Below are 19,955 nucleotides of genomic sequence, written 5' to 3'. Positions count from 1 at the left end.
GTGGGATTCTAACGACGCTGCTCTTCCCGGGGGTTTCCGGGAACCCCGGTAGGTGCCGGGGATACGGGCAGTTCACCAAACGAACAGTATGACGTTTATGAAACGCTATACCGTCAATACCGCCATCCAAGCGCGCGATGAATTCATCCGCGCCTGGAAACAGCATGCCCCCGAAGTCAGCTTCGGAGACATGACCGTCGACCAGTTCGCCGAGAGCACCTCGGCCATGCTGGATGTCAGGGACCGCATCGCTGATGCCCGGTCCATCGTCAAGGGGCTCATCCGCGAGCGGGACCACGTGGACGCCGAATTCCGGAAACGGATGCAACAGGTCGTCCGCTTCATCCAGGGGGCTGACGCCTTCGGGGAGGACAGCGCGCTGTATCGAGCCCTCGGCTATGTGCCGAAGAGCGAACGGTCCAGCGGTCTGACCCGACCGGGATCGGCCAAGCCGGACACCCCTGCGCCCGGGGAAACCGGGGGCAACCCTCCCGCTGGGGAGACCGGGACCACGGACGCTGCTTGATCTGACGCCGTAGGAAGCTGAATCAAGCAAGCGTCCGAGTCCGGAGCAACAACCCACCGCCGGTCCGAGAGGGCCGGCGGTTTTTTGTTGGAGGAATGTCATAGCAGACGCGCCGGCGGGATGGAAGGAAGATTTGCGGCTTCGCCGCGTGCTTGGACGCTGCTGTGCAGCGGTGCTTGGTGCTTGGTCCGTCGTCCGAATGCGGCGGGAGCGATAGCGACCCTCTACCCTATGCGAAGCCAAAGTGGCATGGCGTGAGCGCAGCGAGGGCAAGTCCGTTGTCCGAAGGCAAAAACTGAAACGCTGAAAACTGAAAACTGAAATGCTGAATGCGGCTTTGCCGCTGTGCTACCTGCTACCTGCTACCTGCTACCTGCTACCTGCTACCTGCTACCGGCTACCGGCTCACTGAGTGATGGGAACAACGAAACAGTCGAAAGGGACGAAATTTAACCACGGAATACACGGAAGGCACGGAAAGGTAGGGGCGAGCGCCCTCGCTCGTCCGGGCGCGGGGAGACGTCAAAGATGTCGCGGGTGTTTGGCTCGATGCGGGTTGCAGGCGTGATGGGCTTCGCGCGGGGGGTGGGGCTGGGCAAGCGCGGGCCATGGGCCGGACGAGCGAGGGCGCTCGTCCCTACCTGCAATGCTGCCCGTCGTCCGTCGTCGAACTTGGATCGAGACGTCACGTCCCAAGTGCCTCGCCTTTTCGCACGAAGCACCAAGAACCACGCACGAGGCACCGGCCACCCAAGGGCCTCTCATTCTCGGACCGAGAACCACGAACCTTGGACGCGGGCCATCGGCCGGACGAGCGAGGGCGCTCGTCCCTACCCTTATCCTTGCAAGGGCTGTTCAAATTTCGACTCTTTCGACCGTTTCGTTGTTCCTTTTTCCTGCGGTGTCCGTGGTGCTGGACCGGTGGGGTGCCGATTTCATCTGCGACGTGCTGGAGGGTGCCTTGGGTGGTGCCGAGTTGAGAGGTGGAGCGGGGTCCGAGGGTCGGCGGCCACAGGCACGCCGCTCCTTTCCCGACAACGGACTTTGGACAACGGACCAAGGAGTTTTTCCCGAAGCACCCGTATCGAGGCGGCGGCCTCGATTATTTTCCGTCTCTCGCTGCCGCCATGGCCCTTACCTCCGGGATTGCCCGCTCGAAGGCGTCTCTGAGTTCAGGGAGGTCCGGAATCCTGGCAACTCGAATGGCGGTATCCAAGTCTTCTCCGGTGACGTCCTCCTGGGCGAGGAGAAAACGAATGTCCGCCATGTCGAGTTCATCGTTTCCCCGCATCATCTTCGTCAGAATCAAATCCAGCACGTGAGGGCGGGAAAGGCTGAGGTATTTCGTCGCCGGAGTGCTGATCGGCACGACATGGCATTGCCAATCGGGGCGGAGGAATACCTGATCCTCGCTGAAAAGGTGAGTGAGATACAGGCCCTTTCCCTGGAGCTTCCGGTTCGTGCGGTCCAAAGCGTCCCAGAATGCGAAATCATCCATCAAGACCGGCAACTGCGACAACGTGATGATGGCATCGACATCCAAAGTGGTTTGAAACTCAGGCGGTGCGTGCTCGAACCCGAGCGCAAGTGCCGCGCGACCGTAGAGAACCAGCGAAACGGGATGATCCAACTCCTGATCCAGAGTCAGGAGCACCTCGACGGGATGATTCGGGATCATGCGAGTGGGCGGATCCACTGCAGGGTGTTCTGTCTGCCATGGCGATTGAGGCCCGACATGGCAACGAAGCGGGAACGTTGCGGTAGAAGATCGGTGCAGTCAGGCGGGGTTTCGGGAAGTCGATCAAGCAGGGTCAGCCAGAACGGGTTGTCGGGTTCGGCCGTCGAGCCGCACTGGGCGATGTGGCGAACGACCGCCTCACAACGCTCTTGTCGTGCAAGACGCTCAAGTTTCTCTGCCGAGACTCCTTTGGCCGCCATCATCGCCCCTGCCATACGGATCCGGTTGAAGGAATAGGCTGAGGAGGGATGGATCAGGGCGATGACGAGTTCCTCGTTGCTGAACAGGGAAGGATCTTCCGCCGGGATTGGCGCGCGTTCACGATGCGGATCGCGGTCGGGCCCGACAAAATAGTGAAGGCCCCTCGAACGGGCAACGTTCTCCAAGTCGGCGGGATGCCTGATGCCAAGCCTCCGAGCCTTCTGAAGGAGCGGAGATAAGTGGGCGGTCATGCCCAAATGTTGGGCGAGTGTCTTTTCAGCGGTGGGAACCACGAAAGGATGATAGCGACAGGCTCGGTTTTCGAACAGGGCGATTCTTCGAGCGGCTTTGCCACTGTGCTTGGTCCGAAGGCAAAAACTGAAACGCTGAATGCGGCTTTGCCGCTGTGCTTCGTGCTTCGTGCTACCTGCTACCTGCTACCTGCTCCCTGCTCCCTGCTCACTGCGTGATGGGAACAACGAAACAGTCGAAAGGGACGAAATCTGACCACGGAATACGCGGAAGGCACGGAAAAGTAGGGACGAGCGCCCTCGCTCGTCCGGGCGCGGGAAGTCGTGAGGGAGTCGCGGGGGTTTGGCTCTTTATGCGGCTTGCAGGCGAAGGGCTTCGCGCGGGGATGGGGCTGGGCAAGCGCGGGCCATGGGCCGGACGAGCGAGGGCGCTCGTCCCTACCCTTATCCTTGCAAGGGCTGTTCAGATTTCGACTCTTTCGACCGTTTCGTGGTTCCCTCTCATTTCCCGGGTGCTGGACCGGTGGGGCGCCGATTTCATCTGCGACGTGCTGGAGGGTGCCTTGGGTGGTGCCGAGTTGAGAGGTGGAGCGAGGTCCGAGGGTCGGCGGCCACAGGCACGCCGCTCCTTTCCCGACCACGGACCACGGACGGCCGCTCCGCGGCCTAGCCTTTGCCGATGACGAAGGCTTCGAAGCCGTGTTCCTTCAACGCAGCCATGGGCAGGATGCTGCGGCCGTCGAAGACAAAGGCGGGCTTGAACATGAGGCCGTGGATCTTGGCGAAGTCGAGCTCGCGGAACTCGTCCCACTCGGTGAGGGCGGCGAGACCGTGGGCGTGCTCGCAGGCGGTGTAGGGGTCGTCCACCACCTCGACGTTCTTTTTGAACAGCTCCTCGCCGATGCCGACGTAGGCGAGGTCGGCCTGGATCTGGTCGGCATCGACCTTGGGGTCGTAGATGGCGAGCCGGGCACCCTCGAGGAGCAGATCGCGGCAGATGGCGATGGCGGCGGACTCGCGGGTGTCGTTGGTGTCCTTCTTGAAGGCGAAGCCGAGGATGGCGAGGCGCTTGCCGGTGACGGTGTTGAACAGCGTGCGGACCATCTTTTCGACGAAGCGCGACTTCTGCCAGTCGTTCAGGTGGATGACCTGGCGCCAGTATTCGGCGACCTCGGGCAGGCCGAAGGACTCGCAGAGGTAGGTGAGGTTGAGCACGTCCTTCTGGAAACAGGAGCCGCCGAAGCCGACGGAGGCTTTCAGGAACTTCGGGCCGATGCGGGAGTCGGTGCCTATGGCGTTGGCGACCTCGTTGACGTCGGCGCCGGTGGCCTCGCAGAGGGCGGAGATCGAGTTGATCGAGGAAATCCGCTGGGCGAGGAAGGCGTTGGCGACGAGTTTCGACAGCTCGGACGACCACAGGTTGGTGGTGATGATGCGCTCGCGCGGGACCCAGGTGGCGTAGACGCTGGCGAGGGCCTCGACGGCGGCATCGCCCTCGGGCGTGCTTTCGCCGCCGATCAGGATGCGGTCGGGCGAGTTGAGGTCGTCGATGGCGGTGCCCTCGGCGAGGAATTCGGGATTGGAGAGGACCTGGAAGCTGGCCTCGCTGCACGAATTGGCGGAAAGGATCGTCTTGATCGCCTCGGCGGTCTTCACCGGAATGGTGGACTTTTCGACGATGATCTTCGGGCCCTCGGTGACCTCGGCGATGAGGCGGGCGGCGGACTCGATGTAGCGGAGGTCGGCGGCGCGGCCGGCACCGATGCCCTGGGTCTTGGTCGGGGTGCCGACGGAGACGAAGATCAGGTCGGCGGCCTTGATGGCGGCCTTGGGATCGGTGGTGAAATGGAGGTTGCGGCCGCGGGCGGAGGCGACGACCTCGTCGAGCCCGGGCTCGTAGACGGGCAGCACGTCGGAGTTCCAGGCATCGATGCGGGCCTGGTTGAGATCGACGACGGTGACCTGGATGTCCGGGCACTTGGCGGCGATCATGGCCATGGTGGGTCCACCGACATAGCCGGCGCCCAGGCAGCAGATGTTTTGGACCTTGATCGGCAAAGTGGCTTCGCCACGTGCTTGGTGCTTGGTGCTTGGTGCTTGGTTCATGGGAAGAGGAAGCGGCTGCGCCGCTGTGCTTGGGGGCGGCTGCGCCGCTGTGCTTCGTGCTTCGTGCTTCGTGGCGCCTGATGCGGTCGTTCCCGGCCTTTTTCAGGCGCACTTCTTTTACGAAGCACCAAGAACGAGGCACTAAAAGCGGCAACACCGCCGCGCCGCGTCGTCACGATTTGAGACGTTTGATCAGGCCACCGGTTTTTCGATGAATGGTGGAAACCATCTCGACCAATTCTTCGAAGGCTGCGGAATCGATATGGTTTCGATCCAGAGCCCGGATGAGTTGGCTGCGAACTTCGGAACAGGAACGTTGGGTGTAGCTGAGAAAGCGGGCGAATTCGGCATTCGAGCCCCCATCAAAGCCTTCGGCGATATTGTCCATGGCGGATCCCGCCGCCCGATTCATCTGATCCGCCAAGGCGAAATCTTTCCCAAACGCCCCCTCGCTGATGAGGTCCCACACACGCTGGTTGAGAACTCTTGCGAGCTTCCACGCGTCGATTTCTTCAAACGTCTTCCAAGCCATGGGTGTCGCCGCTACGCGGCGGTGCTTTGTGATCGCTGCGCGATCAAGCTTTGTTTCTGGCGCTTCTTGCTTGGTAGCGCCGAAGGAAGACGGTTCCGGCCTTCTCGGGCACACTCATTCGCGAACACCAAGAACCAAGAACCAAGAACCAAGTACGAGGCACTGGCGCGTAGCGCCAACCAAGCACGGCCGCGAAGCGGCTCGAAGCACCAAGAACAAGGAACTAAGCACCGCCGCGAAGCGGCGAAGCTGCCGCCCTTGGTCGATTTCCTGATTTCTCGGGAAAAACCTTTCGGTCGGGAGTCGGAAGTTGTGGGGAGCGAGCCCATGATGGGTCGCGGGGCGGCGGAGCCGCTGAAAAGCTGAAAGGGAAAAGCTAAAAAGCTGAAAGTTCAGTCAGCGCCAGAGGCGGGGAGATGAGTGACGGCATCATCGGCATCGAAGGCTTCATTTCTGCTCTCAGCTTTTCAGCTTTCAGCTTTTTCGGTCGGCCCCAGGGCCGACAGGAGCGGGACGAGGTCGTGGGCGAGTTGGTGCCAGTGGCGGAGGCGCGAGATGCGTTCGTTGAGGATGGGGGCGTCGGACTTTTCGAGGTCGGGGAGCTGCTCGAGGTAGTGCCCGCCGGCCTTGAAGCCGGGCATGAGGGTCTCCTGGACCAAACCGGCGGCGAGGCGGCGGAGGGACAGCTCGGCCTTGTAGTGGGTGGCGCGGGAGGCGGGGACGATGACGATCTCGACCGCCTTGGCGCGCTCGAGGAGCTTGAGGCCGGTGGAGGCGCTGGCCTTGCTGAGGCCGGAACGCTCGACGATCTCGGTGTAGCTCAGGGCCTCGTCGGTGAGGAAAAGGGTGTGGTAGATGAGCGCCGTGGAACGCGGCAGGCCGAGGGTATCGGCCATGCGGCAGAAGTAGGCCGCGATGGTATCGGCGGCTTCGGTTTCGAGCGTGCTGGAATCGGCGGCGGGCAACGCAGGGAGAAAAGCAAAGCCCGTGCCGATGGTTCAAGACTTTCCGAACCAAGTGAACGAAGTGTTACATGGCGGCTGCGCCGCGGTACTTGGTGCTTGGAATGCAAGAGGGAACTTCGTGACCCATTCCCCTACGCGAAACCAAATTGGCATGGCGTGAGCGCAGCGAGGGCAAGTCCGTGGTCCGTGGTCCGTGGTCCGTGGTCCGTGGTCCGTCGTCCGAAGGCAAAAACTGAAACGCTGAATGCGGCTTTGCCGCTGTGCTTCGTGCTACCTGCTACCTGCTACCTGCTCCCTGCTCCCTGCTACCTGCTACCTGCTCACTCGAAGGGTCGGCGGCCGCAGGCGCGCCGCTCCTTTCCGCACCCCGGACGCGGCGAGGCCGATTCCGCTATCGCAGCTTCTCCCTTCCCGCCGCGTTGAGGATGCAGGCGGCAGCAGGGGTTTGGGCGCGGATGAGGAGATTGATGGCGTGTTGGACCGCTCCTTTCGGGGTGTGATCGGCGCGGACCACGAGGTAGAGGCGGTCCACCCAAGGGGCGATGAGACGGGTATCGGGAACGGGAAGAAGCGGAGCGGTATCGAGAACGACGAGGTCGTAGTCTTGGCCTGCCTCGGAAAGCAGGGTTTCGATCCCCGGACCCGTGAGAAGTTCGCCGGGGTTGGGGGCGCGCTGGCCGGAGAGAAGTAGGTCGAGCCTCGGCACCCCCGCCAAGGGGAGAACGGCCTCCTCCAGCGTGGACTGGCCTGCCAGGACTTCGGTGAGGCCCGCGCCGGTGACGTCGGGATCGAGGCCGAAGGCGGTGTGGACCGCGGGTTTGCGGAGGTCGGCATCGATGAGGAGAACGCGCTTGCCGCGGTCGGCGGCGGCGAGCGCGAGATTGGTTGAGGTGGTGGTTTTCCCCTCGCCGGGAAGGGAGCTGGCGATGGCGACGCAACGTAGGCCTTCGGTCGAGAGGTGGATCCGGGTCTCGATGAGACGATAGCGGTCGGCGGGAGGCGAGCGGTGAAGACCCTGTCGAAAAACCAACAGCGGATCCCACTCCGACTGATGCTCGGGAGCCCCAAGGCCATCCGCGCGGGCGGCCCGCGACTCCATCCGCTGCAGCCGCTGGGCATTCAAGGCGGGGACCGAGGCCAGCAAGGGGATGGCCAGCTCCGCTTCGAGCTGGGCGGGAGTGCGGATTTTTTCGTCCGACCGGGCCATGCCGAGCGACAGGACAAGTCCACAAACCAGCCCTCCTCCACCACCGAGCGCGTAAGCTCGCGAAGGACAGGGTGCAATAGGACGTCCCGGCAAGGGTGCGGGTGAGTGCAGGGCGACCTCGATGCCATCGCCCTGCAACTCGAGATCCAGCTCGCCCTCCCGACTCATCAGGGCCTGCAGCGAGCCGGTAAGGGCCTCGACCTCGGCCGCAAGCGCGGCGGCGCGGGACAGCAGGCGACGCCGAATGGTTTCGGCGTCCTCCGCGGCTGTGTCCGCCGTCTCGATCGTCCCGACATCCTGCCAATAGGCCTCGTCCCCTCCTCTTTTGAGGCTCTGCTTGAATTCCGTCACGAAGCGCTGGGCGAGGCGGGCCTGCTCCTCCAAGGCATCCTTCATTTTCGGGTGGGCCTCCCGATAGCGGTGGCCGAGCAGGGACACGGTGACCTGCTGCTGGTCGAGTTCCGTTCCGAGTTCGAGCATCCGGGCATAGCCCGCCCGGAGGCGCTGGGCGGCTTGGAGCCGATCCCGGATCTGCTCGGTTTCCCGCCGGACCAACCGACGGGCGGCAGACCGATCGGCGAGCCTGACCTCGGTCCGCCCATCGAGGTAGCTGTGGGCCACGGCATCGGCGAGGGTCCGCGCCACTTGGGGATCCGGATGAACGATCGCGACATCGAGAAATCGGGTGTCCTGACGGGCGGAAACCTGCATCCAGTTCGACAGGATAGCGGCCAACCGCGCGGGCGGCGGCACCGGAGGAGCCGCATCCGTGGCAAGCTCGGGACCGCCCAGCCAGGGGGGGAGAAGCGCGGTCGGTCTCGGCATCAGCCCGGGAAGCCGTCGAACCTCCTGGCGGGAGGCCACGCGCTGGAGCACCTCGGGAGTGAAGATCCGGCTGGCAGCGGTGTTGAGGGCCTCAACGCTTCGAAGATCGATCTCCTCAGGCGTGGCGTGGCCCCCGCCGAGCAGGGTCCCGGTGCGGGTCTTGACGAGGAGAGTCGATTGCGTGCGGTAAAGCTGCGGGGCCCGGTCGAGGTAGGCGTGGGTGGCCACCAAGCCGAGAGCGGCGAACACGGTGGGGTAGTACCAACGTCGGCCGAGGCCGCGGAGCCACGGGGAACAGGAAGATCTTTTTCGGACCCGCGTCGAAGCTTCAGGGGATGCCAAGGTGCGGGAAGCGGAGACCATGCCGGGGGGGAGAGTCGAGGAAGATAGACGAAACGTCAGTCATTGAGTGAAGCAGATTGTTTGCCGGCGATGGGAACAACGAAATCGGCGAAAAGGACGAAATCTGACCACGGGACACGCGGAAGGCACGGAAAGGTAGGGACGAGCGCCCTCGCTCTTCCGGGCGCGGGGACACGCCAAAGGGTCGCGGGTGTTGGGCTCTATGGGCTCCATGCGGCTTGCAGGCGTGGAGTGCTTCGCGCGGAGATGAGGCTGGGCATGCGCGGGCCATGGACCGGTCGAGCGAGGGCGCTCGACCCTACCTGCAATGCTGTCCGTCGTCCGTCGTCCTTGGTCCGTCGTCGTAGAGGCGCTTGGAGTCGGGCACGGCGCCCTTCAAGCGCTAGCTCGTTGGCGATGCCAATCCTCCGCTCGTGGAAAGCGCGTGGCGCAATCCTCTACGAGCTGACCACGGACAGGCCGCAGGCCCAAATGCCTTTCCTCTTCGGACCACGGACCTTGGACCAAGGACATAGGACGGGCCGCAGGCCCAAGTGCCTCTCCTCTTCGCACGAAGCACCAAGAACCACGCACGACGCCCTGGCCATCCAAGTGCCTCTCCTTTTCGAACCAAGAACGTTGGACCACGGACTCCCGTGCTTGGTCGTTGATCCCGTGGCGTAGGTTGGCAGGTGTTTCCGGGATGCTGGGACGAGGAGGGCTCAACAGGTCGGCGGCCGCAGGCACGCCGCTCCTTTCCAGGCCACGGAGGTCGCCGCCAGCGTCAGCTTTCGATCGTTTCGCGGGGGCGGGAGGCGCGCTTCCTGCGGCGGTTCTTTTTGCGGGGTTCGTCGTCGTCGGAACCGTAGGCGCCATAACCGCCGTAGGCCCCGTAACCGTAGCTGCCGGCGCTGCCATACTTGCCGTAGCGGTAGTAGCCGTAGGAGTAGTTGGAACCAATCAGACGGCGCTTTTCGAGGAAACCGTTGAAGACCAGGCCGGCGGGCGGGGTGTGCTGTTCCTTGAGCACCTCCAGCACGCGACGCACCGCGCCCTTAGGGGTGTATTCGGCCCGAACGACGAGGCATAGGTTATCGACCTGGGCGGCGATGATGCGGGTGTCCGGGACGGCGAGAAGCGGGGCCGAATCGAGGACGATGACATCGAAGAACTTGCGGGCCTCCTCCAAGAGACGCTCGAGGCGGGGACCGCTGAGAAGCTCGCCGGGGTTGGGGGCGCGGACCCCGGAGAGAAGGATGTGGAGGTTGGGCACGCCGGAGAGCTTGAAGGCGGCATCCTGCAGGGTGGCCTGACCGGCAAGGATCTCGGTAACGCCGCAGCTGTTGTGGTCACGCTTGAGGCCGAACTCCTTGTGGACGGCCGGCTTGCGCAGGTCGGCATCGATGAGGAGGACGTTCTTGCCCTGGCCGGCGGCGGCCAGGGCGTAGTTGACGGAAGTCGTGGTCTTGCCTTCGCCCGGGATCGAGCTGGTGAACACGGTCACCTTGCGGGTTTTCTCATCACCAAGGAGCGAGATGGAGGCGCGAAGCACGCGGTACATCTCGGCGAAGTTGGTTTCCATCAGGTGCTCGCGGAACACGATCGTCGAATCCCAATCATCCTCGTGGTCGGGCGAGTTGCGGTTGGTTTTTTTCTCCTGCTTGGAAACGATGCCATCGAGAATGCCTTCCTTGAGCTGGGAAATGGAGGCCAGCACGGTCATGCCGGTCTCCGCCTCGACCTGAGCGACGGTGTGGAACTTGTTGTCGATGCGGACCAAGAGCAGTGCGAGGCCCAAGCCCAGCCCGAGACCGCAAACGCCTCCCATGCCGTAGACGGTCGGGACCTTGGGAGAGGCCGGGATGCCGGGCAGGTTCGCGAGGCTGTGGATCGCGGCGCTGGCCTCCTCGGCCTCCTTGTTGACCGTGCTCTCCTCCTTACGGGTGAGCATGGCATTGAAGACCTGGTTCTGGCTATCGATCTCACTCTTCAGCACGCCAATGCGGGCGAGGAGCAACTGGCGGGCGACGCGCATGTAGGCATCGTCGGGAGCATCGATGGGCGGCAGTTCGCTGGAGGCACGTTGCCAGTAGGCCTGATCGGTGCTGGCGCTGCGGGCGATCTCGAACTCCTTGATGAAGCGCTCCTTGAGGTGATCCAACTCCGCCAGGGCCGCCTGCATTTTCGGGTGGGCGGGACGGTAACGGCGCTCCAGTTGGTTGACGGTGGCTTCCATCTCATCGAGCAATCCCTTGACCTCCAAAGCGCGGGCGTAGCCGGCGATGGCTCCCTGGGCCGATTGGAGCTTTTCGCGGGCTTCTTCCGACTGGTTGACGAGGACCTCGATGGCACCCGTGCGGCTGGTCGAAACATCTCCTTCCAACTCGGCGATGTAGCCGAGGGCGACCGCGTCGGCGATAGCCTTGGCCACTTCCGGCGTAGGGTGGGTGACGGTGATATCAAGGAGACGAGTCCCCTTGCGAACGCCCACCTCCATCCAATTTGAAATCAGGCCGGCGAGCTGCGGAACCGGCGGAACCGCGGGTGCCTTAAGTTCCTCCTCGTCGGGTCCGCCCATCCAAGTGGGAAGGTAGCTGACCGGCTTCGGCATCAGGCCGGGGATGTCGCGAATCTCGGAGCGTGCGGCGATTTTTTCCAGCAGCTCCGGACGGAACATCTCCGCCGCCGCGGTGTTCATGGCCTCCAGACTGCGCAGGTCGATGTCCTCGGTCTGGTCGGTGCGGCCCATGACGGTGCCGGTGGCGGTCTTGATCAAGACCGCCGAGCTGGCCTTGTAGAGCCGGGGAGCCTTGGAAAGGTAGTAGGCCGAACCGAGAAGGCCGAGAATGAGGAAGAGGACGATCCAGTACCAGCGCCCGACCAGATCGAGGACCAGGCGCTTGGTTTTCTCGCGGCTGGCCGCAAAGTCGTGGGAATCGTCGAAGTCGTCCTGGTAGTCGTCGAAGGATGGCATGCAGTCAGAATGTAGGGAAAATGTGAGGGAGACGGGATGGGTCGGTGGCCGACCCGGAAGCCCGGATCAGAAAAATCGCTCGGCGACCGTGATGATGTCGTCCGGCTCCAGGTAGTAGCGATCCTTGCCGGTCTCGGTCATTTCACGGAGATTGAGGGTGGTCACGCGGCCGCGGCGATTGACGCTGACCTTCTTGGGGTTGGCCAGCTCGGTAAAGCCGCCGGCCTGGGCGATGGCGCTGACAACGTCGAGCCGGCCATCCACCGGCAAGGGTTGGGGACCGGGTTTGCGGACCTGCCCCAGCACAGTGATGGTTTTCCCCACGTAGGCGCTCTGGGAAACCACCACCCGGTCGCCGGGGCGGACCTGGATGGCGGAGCTGTTCTCGGCTTGGGCGCGGCTGTAGGTGGTCGATCCCCCACCCGCCCGGGTTAACATAATCCGGTTCTTGTCGGCATTTTCCGCCAAGCCTCCCGCCGTCGCCAGGGCAGCGGAAAGGTCGATGCGGCCGGCCGGGGGCATGGGAAACTGGCCGGGGGCATTGACCGCGCCGATCACCGAGAAAAACTGAGTGGCGTACTCCTCCACGGTGATCCGCACCTTGGGATCGACGAGGTATTTGGCGTCGTAAAGCTTGCGCACCTTCTCGATGGTGTCCTCCAGGGTCACCCCTGCCACATCGACGGCGCCGATCAGGGGAAACACCGCCTCGCCGGATTTCATGACCTTGGTGACGGTGGTGAGATCTTCCTCCCCGAAGACCTCGAGGCGGACGACGTCGTCCGCCTTGAGCACGGGGACAGCATTCTGGGCCGTGCCCACGGAGGAAAGGAAGGCGACCGAAAGGGCAAAGAAGGCGAAGAAAGAGGAAAGTCGATTCATCGGGAGCAAAAGATTGAATGGTGGGGTGTCGGCACCGCCTTCGAGAATCAAAGGAAATGAGGATCAATGGGTTCCATCGACGATATCGGTAACCGGGTCAAGTTCTTCCAAGCATGGCACATGCCGACCGGACGTCGAACGATGAAGTGAGCAGGCAGGCGAATCAGAAGCGGCTGGTGAGGCTGACGCCCACGACGTTCCGCTGGAAGCTCCGGACACCGTCCTGGTCGCTCCACTGGTAGAAGAGGCTGCCAAAAGCACGCTCGGAGAACACGGGGATCCCGAGAGAGGCATCGAAACCGAAATAATCCTGCGAAGATCCCAAAATCGCCCCGCCTGCCGGTCGTTTGAGATCAGACGATTCCCAGCGAACGCCCGCATTGAACATCGCCCGGCGGATCTTGTGATGGTAGCCGAGACGGACCGAGGTGGTTTCCCGATAAGCCCCTGGAGTATAACCATCCGCCTGGGTGCCTGAATAAAACTGGAGATTGAGGCCCCAGATGGCGTTGGCTTGGTAATTCAGGCCAAGGCTCCCGCTAAAGGTTGTGTCGGACCCTCCCACACCCCCGTATTCGACGAACTCGACGCCGAGGCTGGTCGTCATGGAGACCTTCTTGGCAAGTTGGTAGCTGGCGTTCAGCGACGGGCGCACCGCGCTGCGGTCCACTTGGCGGGCACCATCGGAGTAGGACCAGCCGATGCCGGGGCCCACTCGGAGGAGCGGGGTGGCTTTCCAAAGGGCGGAGAGGTCGAAGCGTGTCTCCTCGGTTTCCGAGACGAAAGCACCTCCCTCGCGTTTGCTGTACGTTAAGCTCGATCGAAGTGAGGTCTTGGGGCTGATCGAATAGCTCGCATTGATGCCGGCATTGAAGGTATCTTCCTCCACATACGCCCCGGCGTAGCGATTGGCACCCTCCTGGTGGCCCATTCCGACATTCCCGGTGACGCTCAGGTGGGCACCCTTGTAGCCTCCGCTCAGACCCATTCTGTAGCTTGAAGCATTGAAGTTCGAGTTGTCGAAATACGCTGCATAGCTCCCTCCCAGATTTCCTGCAAACCACCACTCGCTTCCCTGGGTCCGATAGGCGATGGAGGGGGAAACGCTGAACGCGGTGTCATCGATCTCCGGCGAACCGGGAAGGCCGGAGCCATTGGTCACATTCGAATCGTAGAAAAGAGAGGTCCCGATTTGATAGCTGAGGCCATCGAGGAAGTCCCGGGTGAGCGCATCGTAGCCGAGATCCTGCGCGCCTGAGCCGGTGCCGGGGATTTCCTGAAACCCGGAGGGTGCCTCGACGGGGATGGGCTCGGCGAAGTCCTGCGCGAGGGCAGTGAGCGGGAAAGCCATAGCAGCGACGACGAGCACACGAGGAAGGACGGAATCCATGGCGCAGGCCATAGAGCCATTCGCATGCCGCCCAAAGCGAAAAATGCGGGCAAGTCGGTGACACTCAGCCAGATCCCTTGAGCCAAGGGGATTCGGGGAAATACGGACCTTGAAGAAAGTAGAGGATGCGGAGCCGCACGCAGAAAGCTGAAATGGAGAGACGGCGTGCTTGGGGCGTTGGCGGCTGCGTCCGTGGTCCGTGGTCCGTGGTCCGTGGTCCTTGGTCCGTGGTCCGTGGTCCGTGGTCCGTGGTCGGAAGAGGAAAGGCAGTTGGGCCTGCGGCCGGGGTTGGGCGGCTGGAGGAACAACGAAACTGTCGAAAGGGACGAAATTTAACCACGGAATACACGGAAGGCACGGAAAGGTAGGGTCGAGCGCCCTCGCTCAACCGCGCCGATGGGCTGGGATGCGTACTTGGTGCTTGGTCCGTGGTCCGAATGCGGCGGGAGCGATAGCGACCCTCTACCCATGCGAAGCCAAATTGGCATGGCGTGAGCACAGCGAGGGCAAGTCCGTGGTCCGTGGTCCGAAGGCAAAAACTGAAACGCTGAATCGGCTTTGCCGCTGTGCTTCGTGCTCACTGAGTGATGGGAACAACGAAATGGGCGAAAACGTCGAAATTTGACCATGGAAGGCACGGAAGGTAGGGGCGAGCGCCCTCGCTCGTCCGCGCGCGGGGACACGTAAGGGTGTCGCCGGGTTGGGCTCTATGCGGCTTGCAGGCGTGGAGTGCTTCGCGCGGGGATGAGGCTTAGCAGGCGCGATCCATGGGCCGGTCGAGCGAGGGCGCTCGACCCTACCTGCAATGCTGTCCGTGGTCCGTGGTCCGTTGTCGAAGAAGTGCTTGGAGTCGGACGCGGCGCACCTCAGGCGCAGGCTCTTTGGCACTGCCTATCTTCCGCTCGTGGAAGGCGCGGAGCGCAAAGCTTCACGAACCGACCACGGACCTTGGACCAAGGACAACGGACGGGCCGCAGGCCCAAGCGCCTCGCCTTTTCGCACGAAGCACCAAGAACCACGCACGAGGCACCGGCCACCCAAGTGCCTCTCCTCTTCGGACCAAGGACGTTGGACCACGGACCAAGGACTCCGGTGTTGGGATCCCGAGCCGTGGGTTGGCGGGTGGTTCGAGGAGGCTGGGGCGAGGCCGGCTCGGAAGACGGCGGCCACAGGCACGCCGCTCCTTTCGACCACGGACAACGGACGTTAATCCCGAGCCGTAGGTTGACAGGTGGTTCGGGGACGCTGGACGAGGCGGGCTCGGCACCTCGGCGGCCACAGGCACGCCGCTCCTTTCGACCACGGACCAAGGACGTTGGACCACGGACAACGGACCACGGACCACGGACGACTGCGAAGCCGCCTACACCTCGAACAGCGAGGTGACCGATTGGCCGCCGGCGATGCGGCGGATGGCTTCGCCCAAAAGGCTGGCGATGCTGCAGATGTGGACCTTTTCCCCGGCGGCCTGAGGGACGGAGTCGGTGGTGATGATGCTCTCGATGGCGGAATCCTTGATCCGCTGGCGGCCCAGCTCGCCGAGGACGGCGTGGGAGACGCCGGCATAGATCCGCTTGGCCCCGTGCTGGGCCAGGATTTCCGCCGCCGCACAGAGGGTGCCGGCGGTTTCCGTCATGTCATCGACGAGCATGACGTCCCGGCCCTTGACCTCGCCGATGACGTTCATGGCCTCGACCTTGGTCGCGCTGACGCGGTGCTTGGCCACGATGGCCAGCTCGGCGCCGATGGCATCGGCGTAAGCGCGGGCCATCTTGACACCGCCGACATCGGGCGAGACAACGGTGAGGCCGGCGGGGTCGCCGACCTGTTCCCGGATGTAGCCGATGAGGGCGGGCTTGGCGTAGAGGTGATCGACCGGAATATCGAAGAAACCCTGGATCTGCGGGGCGTGGAGGTCCATGGTGAGGACGCGGTCGACGCCGGCGGAGGTGAGCAGGTTGGCGACCAGCTTGGCGGTGATGGGGACGCGCGGCTGGTCCTTGCGATCCTGGCGGGCGTAGCCGAAAAAGGGCATCACGGCGGTGATGCGGCCGGCGGAGGCGCGGCGGGCGGCATCGACCATGATCAGCAGCTCCATGACGTTGTGATTCGTCGGCGGGCAGGTCGGCTGGATGATGAAAACATCGGCCCCACGGATGTTCTCGTTGATTTTCACGAAGGTCTCGCCGTCCGGGAAAGCGGTGACGTGGACGTTCGCTAGGCGGGTGCCGAGTTCGTTGGCGATGGCTTCGGAAAGGGTCCGGTGGGCGGTTCCACTGATCAGCTTCATGGGCGAAATGGCGCGAGGTCGCGAGGCCGGGGATTGTTGACAGCCCGGATCGGGTCGGCAACCCTGCATCCCGACACGCGATGGAAAAGCCCTCGGAAAACCTCGCACCCCCGGCCCCGATCCGCCCGGCGGACTGGATCGGCCCGGCCTTGATCGGGCTGCTGGTGGCGATCTTCTACGGCATCCTGCCGAACTTCGGGCCCGCGCAGAAGCAATCGCCGCTGGCGTGGCTGCAATCCACCTGGAACAGCGAAAACGACTTCGAGCACGGCTTCCTGGTGCCGATCATCACCGTAGGGCTGCTGGCCTGGCAGTGGAAGCGGCTGCGCCGGGCGGCGGCGGGCGCCCTCGACAAGGGCACCTGGCTCGGCCTGGCGGTGGCGATGGCGGGGGTGATGTTCTTCGTGCTGTCCTACCGCACCGGGCAGGCACGGCTGGCGATCGGCGGGCTGCCGATGATCCTGTGGGGCTCGGCCTGGTTCCTCTACGGCTGGCGGGTGGCGGTGCTGACCTTCTTTCCCCTGTTCGTGTTGTGGCTTTCCATCCCCCTGCCCCAGTTCCAGCAGGCGACGACCAAGCTGCAGATCCTCTCGACCAAGCTGGCGTCGGTGGGCTGCGGCTGGCTGGGGATCGAGACGGAGGTGCGCGGCACCCAGATCGCCTCGCTGACCGACAAGTGGGATCCGCTGGAAATCGATGACGGCTGCAGCGGGATCCGCTCGCTGATGGCGCTGATCCTGATCTCCAGCGTGTGGGCCTACCTTTCGAAGATGAGCCTGTGGAAAAAGGCGCTGCTGTGCCTGTCCGCGTTTCCGCTGGCGATCATCGGCAACACCCTGCGGCTGACCTCGATCTTCCTGATCGCCGAGTATGGCGACCCGCATTTCGCCATCCACACCTGGCACGACTGGGCCGGGCTGGTGATTTTCTACCCGATCTCGCTGGCGCTGCTGCTCGGCTTCCACACCCTGCTGGAGGGCGGGCAGCCGCTGTTCAAGTTCATGAAACCGCAGCGCCGGCGGGTGGTGCGGAAACAACTCTCGGCCGAGACATGAAGCGCTCGCTGCTGCTGCTCGGCCTGCTCACGGCGGGCTTTTCGATGATCTTCTTCCTCCCCGACTTCAAGGAGGTGGACAGCGCGATGAGCCTGGACCTGCCGGACTACCTCGGCCAGTGGTCGATGGAGACCTACCCGCCCTCGGAAAAGGAACTCAAGATCCTGGCCAAGGACACCCGCTTCGCGAAGGCGCAGTGCGCGCTGCCGCGATCCGAGGAGTTTTCCTACATCTTCGGCCGCTCGCCCACGGATTACGTGGACCTCTCGGTGGTGATGTCCGGCTACGACCTGGCGAACTCGATCCACCGCCCGGAGCGCTGCATGCCGGCGCAGGGGCACCACGGCCTGCAGAGCTCCCGCAGCATGCTGGAGCTGCCGAACGGGGGCGCGGTGCCGGTGACGCGCATCCTTTCCAAGCAGGACGTGGCGGTGGAAACGCCGGACGGCCGGAAGATGATCACGCGCAACTGCGTGACCTACTACTTTTTCGTCGGTCACGCCCGGATCACCGAGAGCCACACCGAGCGGACGCTGATCGACATCAAGGACCGGGTGCTGAAGGGCCAGGCCCAGTCATGGGCCTACGTGAGCGTGACCATGCCCTATACGGCCGAGGCGGAGCACCAGTCCGGCGCCCCGCTGCTGCCGCTCGAGGATTCGGACAAAAAAATCCGCCAGCTCCTTTCGAAGCTGGCGGTGACGAACATCGACTGGTCGATGATCGGGGGGTAGATGGTGGATGGTGGTCCGTGGTCCGAATGCGGCGGGAGCGATAGCGACCCTCTACCCATGCGAAGCCAAATTGGCATGGCGTGAGCGCAGCGAGGGCAAGTCCTTGGTCCGTAGTCGAAAGGAGCGGCGTGCCTGAGGCCGCCGACGTGCCGAGCCCGCCTCGTCCCAGCCTCCTCGAACCACCCGACAACCCACGTCTCGGGATTCCAACACCGGAGTCCGTTGTCCGGGGTCCGTTGTCCGGGGTCGGAAGAGGAAAGGCAGTTGGGCCTGCGGCCGGGGTTGGGCGGCTGGAGGAACAACGAAAGGGTCGAAAAAGACGAAATTTGACCACGGAATACGCGGAAGACACGGAATGGTAGGGACGAGCGCCCTCGCTCAACCGCGCGCGGGAAGTCGTGAGGGAGTCGCGGGGGTTTGGCTCTTTATGCGGCTTGCAGGCGAAGGGCTTCGCGCGGGATGGGGCTGGGCGCGTGCGGGCCATGGGCCGGACGAGCGGGGGCGCTCGTCCCTACCTGCAATGCTGTTCGTGGTCCGTGGTCCGTGGTCCGTGGTCCGTGGTCCGTGGTCCGTGGTCCGTGGTCCTTGGTCCTTGGTCCTTGGTCCTTGGTCCGTGGTCCGTGGTCCGTGGTCCGTGGTCCGAAGGCAAAAACTGAAAACTGAAACGCTGAATGCGGCTTTGCCGCGGATCTGCTCCACTGAGGCATTGCCGCATCGCAGCCAGACGATCTTCGGAGGGGCTCCGCGCAGTTTGTTCCAGTCGGAGTAATCAGAGTCCTGAGTGACAATGACGAGTTGATGAGCTTTGGCGTATTCCCAAATGGCGAGATCGTCTGACTCGGCCATCCCGATCTGACGGACGTGCAGTGCAGCCGGAAAAAGATCGTGCAACGCTGCGATCAGGCGATGGCTCAGATTCTGATCGAGCAGCAGCCTCATGCCGAGACAGCCACCACGTGGTGTTCGCGATCGGCCGCGAAAGCCAAGGCGGCCTGAAGGTCCTCTGGAGCCAGGTCGGGAAAATCTTCAAGGATTTCGGCGTTGCTCATGCCCGAAGCAAGCCATCCCAGCACGTCGTAGACGGTGATGCGCAGGCCACGGATGCAAGGCTTCCCTCCCCGCTTGCCCGGCTCGATGGTGATGCGTGGGTGGCTGTTTTCCATACGGCAGGCTAATCGATGGAGATCAGACGGTCAACGTTCCGGAAAACCCCGGTCTTCGAGCAACAGTTGGAAAGCTCCCACGTTGCTTGGTGGAGGCGGCTGCGCCGCCGTCCTTGGTCCGAAGGCAAAAACTGAAACGCTGAAAACTGAAAACTGAAACGCTGAATGCGGCTTTGCCGCTGTGCTCCCTGCTCCCTGCTCCCTGCTCCCTGCTCCCTGCTCCCTGCTCCCTGCTACCGGCTACCGGCTACCGGCTACCGGCTACCGGCTACCGGCTACCGGCTACCGGCTACCGGCTACCGGCTACCGGCTACCGTCGTGATGGGAACAACGAAAGGGTCGAAAACAGCGAAATCCGACCACGGAATACGCGGAAGACACGGAAAGGTAGGGACGAGCGCCCTCGCTCGACCGCGCGCGCGAGGACACGTGAAGGCGCTTTCTCAGACTTCCGCGGATACCCACCTCGCTCGACCGCGCGCGCGCGAGGACACGTCCTCCCCGGCCGCTACCGCCTCATCGTCCGCCATCTCGCTCGACCGCGCGCGCGCGAGGACACGTTGGCGGCGGCCCTCGCGGATGCCGCGGTCGTAGGCTCGCTCGACCGCGCGCGCGCGAGGACACGTCAGGGGGTCGCGGCGGGTTTGCCTCGATGCGGGTTGCAGGCGTGACGGGCCTCGCGCGGGGTGGGCTCAGCATGCGCGATCCATGGGCCCGGTCGAGCGAGGGCGCTCGACCCTACCTGCAATGCTGTCCGTCGTCCGTCGTCCTTGG

The 19,955-nt window shown here is 63.7% G+C and carries 15 protein-coding genes; 3 read left to right on the top strand and 12 right to left on the bottom strand.

Features of this window, described 5'->3' with window-relative positions; genetic code table 11:
* Positions 1–97 precede the first annotated feature (97 nt).
* Complete coding sequence (locus ABXH26_RS14405) at positions 98–526, top strand: hypothetical protein (protein WP_353567784.1); 429 nt, start codon at positions 98–100, stop codon at positions 524–526.
* A 1,102-nt stretch (positions 527–1,628) separates the two neighbouring features.
* Here the strand turns inward: ABXH26_RS14405 and ABXH26_RS14400 are convergent.
* From ABXH26_RS14400 to ABXH26_RS14355, 10 genes are all read right to left on the bottom strand, one after another.
* Positions 1,629–2,204, bottom strand: a complete 576-nt coding sequence (locus ABXH26_RS14400) for a hypothetical protein (RefSeq protein ID WP_353567783.1) — start codon at positions 2,202–2,204, stop codon at positions 1,629–1,631.
* Positions 2,201–2,716 carry a hypothetical protein gene (locus tag ABXH26_RS14395; protein WP_353567782.1) on the bottom strand — a complete coding sequence of 172 codons (516 nt, stop codon included), beginning with the start codon at positions 2,714–2,716 and terminating at the stop codon, positions 2,201–2,203. The genes ABXH26_RS14400 and ABXH26_RS14395 overlap by 4 nt, the downstream gene beginning before the upstream one ends.
* A 666-nt stretch (positions 2,717–3,382) precedes the next feature.
* Positions 3,383–4,714, bottom strand: a complete 1,332-nt coding sequence (locus ABXH26_RS14390; protein WP_434783430.1) for a UDP-glucose 6-dehydrogenase — start codon at positions 4,712–4,714, stop codon at positions 3,383–3,385.
* 280 nt (positions 4,715–4,994) lie between these two features.
* Positions 4,995–5,354: a four helix bundle protein gene (locus tag ABXH26_RS14385; protein WP_353567780.1), complete on the bottom strand. Its 360-nt coding sequence runs from the start codon at positions 5,352–5,354 to the stop codon at positions 4,995–4,997.
* A gap of 467 nt (positions 5,355–5,821) precedes the next feature.
* Positions 5,822–6,319 carry a GbsR/MarR family transcriptional regulator gene (locus ABXH26_RS14380; RefSeq protein WP_353567779.1) on the bottom strand — a complete coding sequence of 166 codons (498 nt, stop codon included), beginning with the start codon at positions 6,317–6,319 and terminating at the stop codon, positions 5,822–5,824.
* A gap of 391 nt (positions 6,320–6,710) precedes the next feature.
* A complete protein-coding gene (locus tag ABXH26_RS14375) occupies positions 6,711–8,600 on the bottom strand; it encodes a tyrosine-protein kinase domain-containing protein (protein WP_353567778.1) in 1,890 nt (629 codons plus the stop codon).
* A gap of 877 nt (positions 8,601–9,477) precedes the next feature.
* Entirely contained in the window at positions 9,478–11,667 is a 2,190-nt protein-coding gene (locus ABXH26_RS14370) for a polysaccharide biosynthesis tyrosine autokinase (protein ID WP_353567777.1), read from the bottom strand.
* Positions 11,668–11,733: 66 nt separating this feature from the next.
* Positions 11,734–12,549, bottom strand: a complete 816-nt coding sequence (locus tag ABXH26_RS14365) for an SLBB domain-containing protein (RefSeq protein ID WP_353567776.1) — start codon at positions 12,547–12,549, stop codon at positions 11,734–11,736.
* Between the two features lie 163 nt (positions 12,550–12,712).
* Positions 12,713–13,939: a hypothetical protein gene (locus tag ABXH26_RS14360; RefSeq protein WP_353567775.1), complete on the bottom strand. Its 1,227-nt coding sequence runs from the start codon at positions 13,937–13,939 to the stop codon at positions 12,713–12,715.
* Positions 13,940–15,302: 1,363 nt separating this feature from the next.
* A complete protein-coding gene (locus tag ABXH26_RS14355) occupies positions 15,303–16,229 on the bottom strand; it encodes a ribose-phosphate diphosphokinase (protein WP_353567774.1) in 927 nt (308 codons plus the stop codon).
* Between the two features lie 80 nt (positions 16,230–16,309).
* Here ABXH26_RS14355 and ABXH26_RS14350 point away from each other — a divergent pair, with 80 nt between their 5' ends.
* Both ABXH26_RS14350 and ABXH26_RS14345 read left to right on the top strand, forming a co-directional pair.
* A complete protein-coding gene (locus tag ABXH26_RS14350) occupies positions 16,310–17,284 on the top strand; it encodes an exosortase/archaeosortase family protein (protein WP_353567773.1) in 975 nt (324 codons plus the stop codon).
* The gene (locus tag ABXH26_RS14345) at positions 17,281–18,018 is read left to right on the top strand and encodes an exosortase-associated EpsI family protein (protein WP_353567772.1); all 738 of its coding nucleotides are present in this window, start codon (positions 17,281–17,283) and stop codon (positions 18,016–18,018) included. Before ABXH26_RS14350 ends, ABXH26_RS14345 begins: the two co-directional genes overlap by 4 nt.
* A 378-nt stretch (positions 18,019–18,396) precedes the next feature.
* On the opposite strand, the gene ABXH26_RS14340 is transcribed toward ABXH26_RS14345, so the two are convergent.
* Positions 18,397–18,957, bottom strand: coding sequence for a DUF5615 family PIN-like protein (locus tag ABXH26_RS14340; RefSeq protein WP_353567771.1), 561 nt, complete (start codon positions 18,955–18,957; stop codon positions 18,397–18,399).
* Entirely contained in the window at positions 18,954–19,181 is a 228-nt protein-coding gene (locus tag ABXH26_RS14335) for a DUF433 domain-containing protein (RefSeq protein ID WP_353567770.1), read from the bottom strand. The genes ABXH26_RS14340 and ABXH26_RS14335 overlap by 4 nt, the downstream gene beginning before the upstream one ends.
* Between the last annotated feature and the right edge of the window lie 774 nt (positions 19,182–19,955).

Source organism: Haloferula sargassicola, from assembly GCF_040362925.1.
GTDB lineage: Bacteria > Verrucomicrobiota > Verrucomicrobiia > Verrucomicrobiales > Akkermansiaceae > Haloferula > Haloferula sargassicola.
Note: the sequence above shows the minus strand (reverse complement) of the source record. Positions and strands in the feature narration are given on the sequence as shown.